General features: G+C 61.6%; 12 protein-coding genes. 7 read left to right on the forward strand and 5 right to left on the reverse strand.

Translation table 11 applies throughout. The features are described 5' to 3' along the window. Positions 1 to 86: 86 nt before the first annotated feature. The 4 genes from HWX34_RS11290 to purM form a co-directional block, all read right to left on the reverse strand. Positions 87 to 1,340: an RsmB/NOP family class I SAM-dependent RNA methyltransferase gene (locus HWX34_RS11290; protein ID WP_370459729.1), complete on the reverse strand. Its 1,254-nt coding sequence runs from the start codon at positions 1,338 to 1,340 to the stop codon at positions 87 to 89. 5 nt (positions 1,341 to 1,345) lie between these two features. Further along, positions 1,346 to 2,512 carry a DUF3108 domain-containing protein gene (locus tag HWX34_RS11295; RefSeq protein ID WP_178972325.1) on the reverse strand — a complete coding sequence of 389 codons (1,167 nt, stop codon included), beginning with the start codon at positions 2,510 to 2,512 and terminating at the stop codon, positions 1,346 to 1,348. 13 nt (positions 2,513 to 2,525) lie between these two features. Next, positions 2,526 to 3,155, reverse strand: a complete 630-nt coding sequence (gene purN / locus HWX34_RS11300; protein ID WP_178972326.1) for a phosphoribosylglycinamide formyltransferase — start codon at positions 3,153 to 3,155, stop codon at positions 2,526 to 2,528. 97 nt (positions 3,156 to 3,252) lie between these two features. Then, positions 3,253 to 4,290, reverse strand: a complete 1,038-nt coding sequence (gene purM / locus HWX34_RS11305) for a phosphoribosylformylglycinamidine cyclo-ligase (RefSeq protein ID WP_062788176.1) — start codon at positions 4,288 to 4,290, stop codon at positions 3,253 to 3,255. A 304-nt stretch (positions 4,291 to 4,594) separates the two neighbouring features. Between purM and hda the strand changes: the two genes are divergently transcribed. The 7 genes from hda (at position 4,595) to HWX34_RS11340 (ending at position 9,509) form a co-directional block, all read left to right on the forward strand. Then, positions 4,595 to 5,272: a DnaA regulatory inactivator Hda gene (gene hda, locus HWX34_RS11310; protein WP_045847287.1), complete on the forward strand. Its 678-nt coding sequence runs from the start codon at positions 4,595 to 4,597 to the stop codon at positions 5,270 to 5,272. After that, complete coding sequence (locus HWX34_RS11315; protein ID WP_178972327.1) at positions 5,269 to 5,955, forward strand: HAD family phosphatase; 687 nt, start codon at positions 5,269 to 5,271, stop codon at positions 5,953 to 5,955. Before hda ends, HWX34_RS11315 begins: the two co-directional genes overlap by 4 nt. Positions 5,956 to 6,022: 67 nt before the next feature. Continuing rightward, positions 6,023 to 6,901: an ATP-binding protein gene (locus HWX34_RS11320; protein ID WP_178972328.1), complete on the forward strand. Its 879-nt coding sequence runs from the start codon at positions 6,023 to 6,025 to the stop codon at positions 6,899 to 6,901. Continuing rightward, entirely contained in the window at positions 6,898 to 7,776 is an 879-nt protein-coding gene (locus tag HWX34_RS11325) for a DMT family transporter (protein WP_178972329.1), read from the forward strand. Before HWX34_RS11320 ends, HWX34_RS11325 begins: the two co-directional genes overlap by 4 nt. Before the next feature lie 18 nt (positions 7,777 to 7,794). Then, positions 7,795 to 8,736 (forward strand): Nudix family hydrolase, encoded by a 942-nt coding sequence (locus HWX34_RS11330; protein ID WP_178972330.1) that lies wholly within the window; start codon positions 7,795 to 7,797, stop codon positions 8,734 to 8,736. Positions 8,737 to 8,738: 2 nt separating this feature from the next. Further along, entirely contained in the window at positions 8,739 to 9,167 is a 429-nt protein-coding gene (locus HWX34_RS11335; RefSeq protein WP_178972331.1) for a hypothetical protein, read from the forward strand. A 96-nt stretch (positions 9,168 to 9,263) separates the two neighbouring features. Continuing rightward, complete coding sequence (locus HWX34_RS11340; RefSeq protein ID WP_178972332.1) at positions 9,264 to 9,509, forward strand: hypothetical protein; 246 nt, start codon at positions 9,264 to 9,266, stop codon at positions 9,507 to 9,509. 354 nt (positions 9,510 to 9,863) lie between these two features. Here HWX34_RS11340 and HWX34_RS11345 read toward each other — a convergent pair. Beyond that, positions 9,864 to 10,353 (reverse strand): hypothetical protein (locus tag HWX34_RS11345; RefSeq protein WP_178972333.1); only part of this gene is annotated, 490 nt, incomplete at its 5' end.

Below are 10,353 nucleotides of genomic sequence, written 5' to 3' on the forward strand. Positions count from 1 at the left end.
GTTTATCAAGAGAGTAGCAGAGCCGAAACGCAAATCATTCTGGATTGAACAGTATTTTCGATTCTGCTAATACTCTAATGATAAGGTCAATCTGCTTTTCTGACCAGAACCGCGGCAAAGAAACCGTCAGAATTATGTAAATGTGGTTTCAGTTCCAGATAATCGCCAATTTGCAGCGGGATTTTCTGCTCGGCCAGCGCGGCATCCATCGGCAGCAGGCTGAAGTCCGGGTGCGCGGCCAGGAAGGCTTCCACGATGTCGCGGTTTTCCTGTGGCAGCAGGCTGCAGGTGGCGTACACCAGACGGCCGCCCACTTTGACCAGACGCGCTGCCGAGGCCAGGATGGCGGTTTGCTTGACGTTCAGCTCGGCCACGCTTTCCGGGCTTTGGCGGAATTTCAGGTCCGGATTGCGGCGCAGCGTGCCCAGGCCAGAACAAGGCGCATCCACCAGCACGCGGTCGGCCTTGCCGGCCAGACGCTTCACCTTGCTGTCGTTTTCGTGTGCCAGCAGCTGCGGGTGAACATTGGACAGACCGGAGCGGGCCAGGCGCGGCTTGAGGTTGGCCAGACGCTTTTCCGACACGTCAAAGGCGTACAGTCGGCCGCTGGAGGCCATTTGCGCACCCAGCAGCAGGGTTTTGCCACCGGCACCGGCACAGAAGTCCACCACCATTTCACCACGGCGCGCGCCGGTAATCAGGCCCAAGAGCTGGCTGCCTTCGTCCTGTACTTCGATGGCACCGGACTTGAACAGCTCGTACTTGCTCAGCGAGGGCTTGCCTTGCAGACGGATACCGACCGGAGAATAAGGCGTGGGTTCGCACGGCATGCCATCGGCGCGCAAACGGTCCATCACTTCATCGCGCTTCATTTTCAGGGTGTTGACGCGCAGGTCGAGCGGGGCGGGTTCCATCAGGCTCAGGCCCAGTGCCAGCACGTCTTTCGGGTCTTTCTCCGCCAGGCGCTCGATCACCCATTCCGGCAGTTCGGCTGCCACGGACAAGCTGTCGTCCAGTGTCTTGCCCTTGACGCTACCCAACCATTCGCGCTCGCCCGCGCTGGTGCAGTCAGCCATTTCCTTGATGTTGAGCTTTTGCAGACGCATCAGGGCCACCATGGCAAGGCGGCGCGGCGTGGCTTTTTCCGGGGCGATGAGGGCGCGGAACTGGATCAGGCGGCGCAGGCAGCCAAAGGCGGTTTCCGCAATCAGGTGACGGTCGTTGGAACCCAGCTTCACGTTTTCGCGGAAGTAGGCGGACAGCACGGCATCGGCCGGACGGTCAAAGCGGGTCATCTGGCCGATGACGGTTTCGATATGTTTCAGTTGGCTATGGCTGATATTCATTAACGGTTATTCCGGGTCATGGGGCGAGCGGGCAGGCGCCATTGCTCGGTGCCGTCAACATTGATCAGCACGGCGCGCAGTTCCACCCGCTTGCTTTTGTCGATGCGTGAGATGCGCACCGGCAGGTTGGAGAAATCCGGAGCCAGCCAGAATTCGGTGATGTCGTCCTCGCCCTTGGCGCGGAACACAATCACCCGGATCTTGCCGGAGCCGGTGTCGTAATCGGTTTCACCACTGGGGGTCATCGGGTATTCATAAACCTTTTTCCCGGTGGTGATTTGTAGCGGGGCCGTGCCAAGCTGGCCACCCTTCAGGCCGAGCTGGAAAGCCAGGCTGAATACATCCTGCGCCCCGCTGCGCAAGGCGACTTCCTTGTCGGCCTGGTCGCCAAAATGCAGCATGCCGGCAGACCAGTCAAAGCGGGCGGACTCCTTGGCTTCCTGGCCTACCCAGGCTTGCAGGCTGTCAGGCAGCAGGCCGTGCTGATTTAACTGCCCTTGCGAAAGATAGCGTCGGTTCCCGCCGATAACCGGGTTGAAGCGAATCTCCAGCTTGTAGGTGTGGCCATCGTGTTGCCAATCCAGACCGCCGCTGCCCACCATCGCACCATTATAGAAGGTCTGATAGCCCAGTTTTGCTTGCCGTGGAAAGCGGTGTAAGGGGCTGGCCGGGGTCAGATAACCGGCGGGTCTGTCCTTGTTGCTGTCTACCGGTGCACTGGCTTCTTCCGCCTTGGCGTGCTTTTCCGGCTTTGATGCCGGGTGTTCTGCCACCGGCATGCTGGCGTCGGCGGTCTTGCTGTTTTCTGCGGCGGGCTGACTGGCATCTGCCTGCGCGGTCGCTTGCTCCACCGACTTGTCCGCTACCGAGTCTGCTTTGGCTCGCGCGGCGGAAGCATCGTGTTTGGGCTTGTGCTTTCTGGCCGATGGCGGATACGGGGCGGAGACGACCGCCGGGCCGACAGGCAGCAGCCGGGCAGTGGGTACTGCGGGTGGTGCCGGAGTGTCCAGCGCCAGTGCCTGCATCTTGACGTCAATCTTGCGCAGTGCCTGATCGGGTGGCAGTTCGATGACGGCATCCGGCAGCAGGCCGGAACCCAGCATGGCCAGGTGCAGCAGCACGGAAGCCAGCAGGGCAAGGGCAAAGACCCGCAGTGGTGTCTTCATGCTGATGCCGGAATTACGGCGCCGGGGCCATCAGGCTGCCGGGCGGCTGGTCTGGCGAGGCAACCCGGCCATCAATAATGTTCAGCTCATCAGCCACAAAGCGGCGCACAGCATCGGGGTAGAGCTGGTGTTCCAGCTGCAATACCCGCGCGGCCACGCTGTCCGGTGTGTCATTTTCCAGCAGGCTGACCACCCCTTGCGACACGATGGGCCCGTGATCCAGTTCCGCCGTGACAAAGTGCACGGTGCAACCAGCTACCTTGCAGCCCATTTCCAGTGCCCGTGCATGGGTGTGCAAGCCGGGGAAAGCGGGCAGCAAGGACGGATGGATGTTGAGCATGCGGCCTTCGTAGCGACGGGTAAAACCGGCGGTCAGGATGCGCATGAAACCGGCCAGCACCACCAGCTGCGGCTGGAAGCCATCAATGACCTGGGCCAGTGCAGCATCGAAGTCCTCGCGGCTGGCATAGGCCTTGTGGTCCACCACGGCCGTGGCAATGCCACGTTCGGCTGCCCAGGCGAGGCCAGCGGCATCAGGGCGATTGGATATCACGGCGGCAATGCGTGCGCCCGCGATATTGGCGTCGACAATGGCCTGCATATTGGAGCCGCGGCCGGAAATCAGGATGACGATATTCTTCATGGATACATATTTTTGCAGCAGGTGCGATGCTGCTTGCCAGTAAAAAAACAAGCGCCGCCAGCAGTGCTAGCGGCGCCGTTCGGTGTCACTGCCGGACTCAGGAAATCTGGGTCTGGTGTTCGTCACCGTTGCGGGCGCGCACCGTGCCCAGGCGATGTACGGTTTCGCCTTCCTGCTGCAGCAGGGCGGTGGCGGCTGCCACATGCTCTTCGGCCACAATCACCACCATGCCGATGCCACAATTGAAGGTGCGGTACATTTCCTGGCTGTCCACATTGCCTTCCTTCTGCAGCCACTGGAACAGCTTGGGCAGCTCCCAGCTGTTGGCATCCAGTTGGGCAACGACATTGTCCGGCAGCACGCGCGGGGTGTTTTCGGTGATGCCACCGCCGGTGATGTGGGCCATGCCTTTGACCGGCAGGGTCTGCATCAGCTTGAGCAGCGGTTTCACGTAAATGCGGGTCGGCGCAATCACGGCGTCACGCAGGCTCTTGTCGCCATCAAAGGCTGCATCCAGGTCCGGCTGGGCGCGGTCGATGATCTTGCGTACCAGGCTGTAGCCATTGGAATGCACACCGTTGGAACCTAGGCCCAGGACAACGTCGCCCGGTACGATGGTGCGGCCGGTGATCACCTGGCTTTTTTCCACCACGCCGACGGCAAAGCCGGCCAGATCGTATTCGCCCACCGGGTACATGCCCGGCATTTCAGCGGTTTCGCCGCCGATCAGTGCACAACCGGCTTGTTCGCAACCGGCGGCAATACCCTTGATCACGTCGGTGGCTTGCGGTACGTCCAGCTTGCCGCAGGCGAAGTAATCCAGGAAGAACAGCGGCTCGGCGCCCTGTACCAGGATGTCGTTCACGCTCATGGCGACCAGATCGATGCCGACGGTGTCGTGGCGGTTCCAGTCAAAGGCGAGTTTCAGCTTGGTGCCCACGCCATCGGTGCCGGAAACCAGGACGGGCTCTTTGTACTTTTTGGAAATTTCCACCAGTGCGCCGAAACCGCCGATACCACCGAGAACTTCCGGGCGCATGGTGCGCTTGGCATAGGGCTTGATGTTTTCGACGAGCGCGTCGCCGGCGTCGATATCCACGCCTGCATCACGGTAACTGAGGGACTGGGTGCTCAAGGTAAACTCGCTTTCTGCTAACTTGAAGTATTTTCACGTCAAGCTTTCGCTGATGCGAAAGCACTGTATTTTAACTGAATTTCCTTGGGAAAGCTGCGCTAAGTTTGCAATGTGTTGCCCGGATGTGCGTCGGGCAAGGTGGTGGGCAGGCTGATGGCGGGGGACACAAGCACGGCAGAGCTGTGCAAACTGGCGATTTTATACAACAACAAGCACTAAACAAATGCCATGCAGCGGTTTCGCCAAGCGGGCATCTCAGCGTAAAATTGCAGCCTGACTTCAACCGGCCCACACGACCTTACTCTTGGACCAGCTAGTACTAGACCTGACCCCCACGCCGCTGCCGGCTTTCGACAATTTCCTGGCCCAGCGCAACCGCGAGGTGATTACCGCCCTCACGGCGGAGGATGGCGAGCGTTTCATCTATCTGTGGGGCGAGCCCGGCAGTGGCAAAACGCACCTGTTGCAAGCCTGGATTGCCCATGCCGAGCGGCTGGGGCGTGCTTCCATTTATCTGGATGGCCAGAAAGAACATCTGCCGGACTTTGCTCGCGAAGCCAGCTTCATTGCCGTGGACCATGTCGACGACCTGGCACCGGACGACCAGATCACCCTGTTCTCCTTTTATAACTCCCTGAAGGAGAGTGGCGAGGGCCGCCTGCTGATGGCCGGGCGCAAGCCGCCGATGGCCGCGGCGGTGCGCGACGACCTGCGTACCCGCCTGGGCTGGGGACTGGTGCTGGAGGTAAAAGCCCTGTCCGACGACGACAAGCTGGCCGCGTTGCGTACCCATGCGGCCAACCGCCAGCTGGCCATTGCCGACGATGTGTTCCGTTATCTGCTTACCCACTGGCGGCGCGACCTGTCCAGCCTGATCGGCATGCTGGACATGCTGGACCGCTATTCGCTGGCGCTGCGCCGCCCCATCACCGTGCCCTTGGTGAAAAACGTTTTGCAAACCGCGAGTTCTTCCGACACATGACCCAAGCACGCAATCTGGCCCTGTTTGACCTGGATAACACCCTGCTGATCGGTGACTCCGATTTCGAATGGCCGCGCTTCCTGATCAAGCGCGGCATAGTCGACCAGGCCTATTACGACCACCGCAACAATCATTTCTACGAACAGTACAAAGCAGGCACGCTGAACATTGGCGAGTATCTGGAATTTGCGCTGGAACCGCTCACCCGTTACGACAATGCGGAATTGGCCGCGCTGCATGCTGCCTATATGGACGAGCATATCCGCCCCATCATCCCGCAAGCCGCGCGCGACCTGCTCAACCTGCACCGCCAGCAGGGCGATGAAATCCTCATCATCACCGCCACCAACCGCTTCATCACCGGCCCCATCGCGGCCGAACTGGGCGTGGATGACGAACACCTGATCGCCATCGACCTGGAACGCACCGCCGATGGCCGTTACACCGGCAAGCACACCGGCGTGCCCAGCTTCCAGGCCGGCAAGATCACCCGTCTGGAAATGTGGCTGGCCGAACGCGGTCAGACGCTGGCCAGCTATGGCCGCAGCTTCTTCTACAGCGATTCGCACAACGACCTGCCGCTCTTGTCCATCGTCAGCAACCCGGTGGCAGTCGATCCGGACGACACCCTGCGCCAGCATGCCAAGGAGCAGGGCTGGCCAGTGATCAGCCTGCGCGGCTAAGTCCGCCATCATCCAGTCCGTACAGGTTGGCCGCAGTGCCAGCCTGTTTTTTTGCCCGGAGAACGACATGCAGCAACTTGAAGCCTTTCTGGCCCGCGCCGAAGCCCTGCTGGCCCGTCTCGAACCCTTGCTGCCACCGGCCCGACCCGAGCCGGACTGGAGTGCAGCGGCTTACCGCTGGCGGCGTCAGGGCATGGCCGGCTGGCTGGAGAGTGTTAACGAGCCGCACACCCTGCCGCTGGCACGGCTGACCCATATCGACAACCAGCTCAAGCTGCTGGTGCGTAACACCCGCCAGTTCGTCAAAGGCAAACCGGCCAACAATGTGCTGCTGACCGGTGCGCGCGGCACCGGCAAATCCTCGCTGGTGAAGGCCTTGCTGCCGGAATTTGCCGACAAGGGCCTGCGCATCATCGAGGTGGACAAGGAGCATCTGTCCGATCTGGCCCAGATCATGGCGCTGGTGGCCGGTCGCAAGGAGCGTTACATCCTGTTCTGTGACGACCTGTCGTTTGAGGATGGCGATGACGCCTACAAGGCACTGAAAACAGCACTGGATGGTGGCCTGGCGCGCCGGGCGGAAAACATGCTGGTGTATGCCACCTCCAACCGCCGTCACCTGATGCCGGAAAAGCACAGCGAGAACCGCGAAGGCTGGGTGAGCGATGGCGAAATCCATCCCGGCGAAGCCATCGAGGAGAAGGTCTCGCTGTCTGACCGCTTCGGCCTGTGGCTGTCGTTTTATCCGTTTGATCAGGACGCTTACCTTGCTGCCGTCAAAACCTGGCTGGAACACTTTGCCCTGCCTATGGACAAAGAGGCCGAACGCGCCGCCCTGCAATGGAGCCAGCTGCGTGCCAGCCGTTCCGGCCGGGTAGCCTGGCAGTTTGCCAATGACTGGGCCGGGCGTAGCGCCAAGGAACGCAAGGCGGAGCTGGGCAAGTGAGCGTGGCTGTCGCCAGCATGCCGCCGCAGCACAAGGCGCGTGGCATCCTGCTGTACAGCCTGGCCATCTTTTTGCTGGCGGTGATGGATGCCAGCGCCAAATGGCTGACCCATGGCTATCCGGTGGGGGAGATCATCTTCTTCCGCTCGCTGTTTGCCCTGCCCATCCTGCTGGTGCTGGGCTTGCGCCACAGCAGTGCACCGGCCCGGCTGCTGGCCACCGCCCATCCGTGGCGGCATCTGCTACGCGGCATGGTGGTGCTGGTCACCATCGTCACTTTCTTCATTGCCTTGCGCCATCTGCCCCTGGCCACGGTAACGGTGATCACCCTGTCCAACCCGGTGTTCATGCTCTTGCTCAGCCTGGTATGGCTGGGCGAGCGCGTTGGGCGGCGGCAATGGCTGGCGGTGGTACTGGGCCTGCTGGGTGTGCTGGTGGTGTGTGGCTGGTCCGGCCTGCAATTCAATGTCTACAGCCTGCTGGCGGTGGGTTCTGCATTGTCTTATGCCCTGGCCTCGCTGCTGACGCGCCAGCTGTCGGCCACCGACAGCCCAGCCACCATTGCCATGCTGGGAACGCTGATCATGCTGGGTGTCAGTGCGCTGACCGCCGGTAGCGACTGGCAGCTGCCCGGCTGGGGCGACTGGCTGGTACTGCTGTTACTGGGCCTGAGCGGCGGGCTGGCCAATTTCGTCAATGCCCTGTCACTGCACTATGTGCAACTGTCGGCGGTGGCACCGCTGGAATACAGCATCCTGCTGTGGGCAGCGGCGCTGGGCTATCTGTTTTTTGGTGAAATGCCCGGCATCACCACTTGGCTGGGCGGAGCGCTCATTATTGCCAGCGGTGTGGTGGTCGCCCGCGAGAAACATTAAGGCAGACAAACAACAATCATGCATTCCGACAAGAAAATCATCGATGTGGTAGCTGGTGCGCTGATGCGCCCGGATGGCAGTTTCATGCTGGGTAGCCGGCCGGAAGGCAAGCCCTATGCCGGTTACTGGGAGTTCCCCGGCGGCAAGGTGGAGCCGGGCGAAAACGCCATGCAGGCGCTGGTGCGCGAGCTGCAAGAAGAAATGGCCATCACGGTGACCCATGCCACGCCCTGGCTGACCCGGGTGCATCACTACGAACATGCATCGGTGCGCTTGCACTTTTTCCGGGTATGGGACTGGCAGGGCGAGCCGCAGCCACAGGAAGGCCAGCAGTTTGCCTGGCAAGCGCCAGACCAGACCAGTGTCGAGCCCATGCTGCCAGCCAACGGGCCTATCCTCAAATCCCTGCAATTGCCTGCCGTCTATGCCATCACATGCGCGCATGAAATTGGCGTGGCCGCCCAGTTGCAAGCCTTGGCCGCTGGCCCTGCATACGGGCTGGTACAGGTGCGTGAACCGGACATGAACCGGCAGCAGTTGCAGGCCTTTGTCTCCGACGTGGCTGCCATCGTACATGCGCGCGGCGGCAAGGTGGTGGTGAATGCCGAGCCGGACTGGCTGGCCGGCTGGCCGGTGGATGGTGTGCATCTGAATGGCACCCGTCTGCGGCATCTGGCACTGCGGCCGGATTTTGACTGGGTGGGGGCTTCAGTGCATTCGGCTGAGGAATTACAACAGGCGGCAGCGCTCGGCCTGGATTACGCCTTGCTTGGACACGTCCAGCCCACGGCCAGCCACCCCGGTGTCCTCCCGCTGGGCTGGCAAGGCTTTACGGCGGTATTGGCAGATGGCATCCCGCTGCCGGTGTATGCGCTGGGTGGTTTGCAGCAGCAGGAGCTGCCACGAGCCCGCCAGCATGGTGCGCACGGGGTGGCGCTGATGCGAGGGGCATGGCAATGACGATGAATCTCAAACAGAAAAAACTGCTGTTGATCGGCGTGGCCCTGATATTGCTGGCAGCGCTCAAGGGTGGCCTGATCTGGTGGTATTTCCAGCACAAGAACCAGCCGGCTGCCACGCAGCCCTTGGTCTGCAATATGGCTCAGGGACCATGCAGCCTGCCGGATGGTGGCAGCCTGCGTTTTGCCACTCCCCCGCAAAACGGCAAGCCTTTTGTCATGCGGCTGGAGGGAGTGACTGCCAGCGAGCCCAGCGTAGAATTTGCCATGGCAGACATGGACATGGGGTTCAACCGCTACCGCTTTGTCGCGGATGGCGCCAATTGGCAGGCGCACATCACCCTGCCGGTGTGTGCGACCGGTAGCCGTCACTGGATTGCTACCCTGCATCTGGGCGACAAGGCTTACAGCCTGCCGTTCCAGACGCAGTAGCGCCGGTATTGTTCAGCGCGCAACGGCTCCGGGAGGGGCCTTTTTTGTTGGGGGCCAAGCAAAGATCACTTTTCCGTGGGCCTAGCGGAAGCGGCAATGCAAAACATCATCCGCGTGAGCGGATTTTCTTCACATATTTCCCTTTTAAAATCAAAGGAAAAGACAACTTCGCGGGTCTCGCCCCGCAGGCGAGGTACTTTACTTTTGCTTCGCCAAAAGAAAGTACCCAAAGAAAAGGCGACCCGCAGCGCATCGAATTCCCGCCCCAGCCGCACCACTCAGGGCGCGGCCGGAACTTGCGGCGCGCTACCGTCGCGCCGCTGCGGACAGCCGACCGCTTAAGACCCTGAGCGGCACGTCTGCGTCGGCTCGCGCTGACGGGATTGGGGCAGCTCCGACAAGTGTTCCTGATAAGAGAACCACCGTACCAACGCAGCCACCGGCCCCGTCAAGCATGCCGACGGGTGGCCGGGGCGAGGTGTTAAGCGCCTGCAATGTCTGAGCGATTTGACGCTAGCAAATCGCGAGTTCAGGCCCGCCTCGCCCTGGTCGGGTCCAGGAGGGCAGCCGCAGGCCATGCTTGCTAGGGTGGCCTTGGAGGTGAAGGAGGGCTTGGCCAGGCAAGCCCTCTTTCCCGTTTACCGCGCGGAAGCGGCAGGTAAATCATCATCCGCACTGCGGATTCCCAGTCCCTGCTCAACCTGTCCGCATCATTCGCCGGGCCTGCCGCTGCAAACGGCCACGCAGTTGCTGATGACACGCTGACGCCAGCACCAGCAATTCACCATTATCCGCGGCAATACCCTGCGCAGTGGCAATCTGCTGCGCCAGCGCCTGCAAGGGCGTAGCGGAACTGTTCAGCCCCAACAAACGTCCATGCGCATGGCGCAAGGGGTGGTCAGGCGTGTAATCCAGCGTCAGCAACCAGTGCGAATGCTGCCAACGCATGCCTTGGTTCAGCACTGCTTGCAACACCGCATGGCTCACCTGTACCCCGGCCTCCGTCGCCAGTGCCAGAGCCTGCTCCCAACGTGGGGCTGCGGGTGGCAACTGCGCCAACGCGGGTAGCAGCTCGCGGTTCAACCAGTCCCGCAACTGCCGTGCCAGCGGTTTGCCGCTGCGACGCAAGACGCGCAGCAGGGCGGTGGCGAGCCAGCAAGCGGGCAGTTCCTCGCCAAGCGGGGCG

The sequence above is a fragment of the Aquitalea sp. LB_tupeE genome (genome assembly GCF_013391415.1).
GTDB lineage: Bacteria > Pseudomonadota > Gammaproteobacteria > Burkholderiales > Chromobacteriaceae > Aquitalea.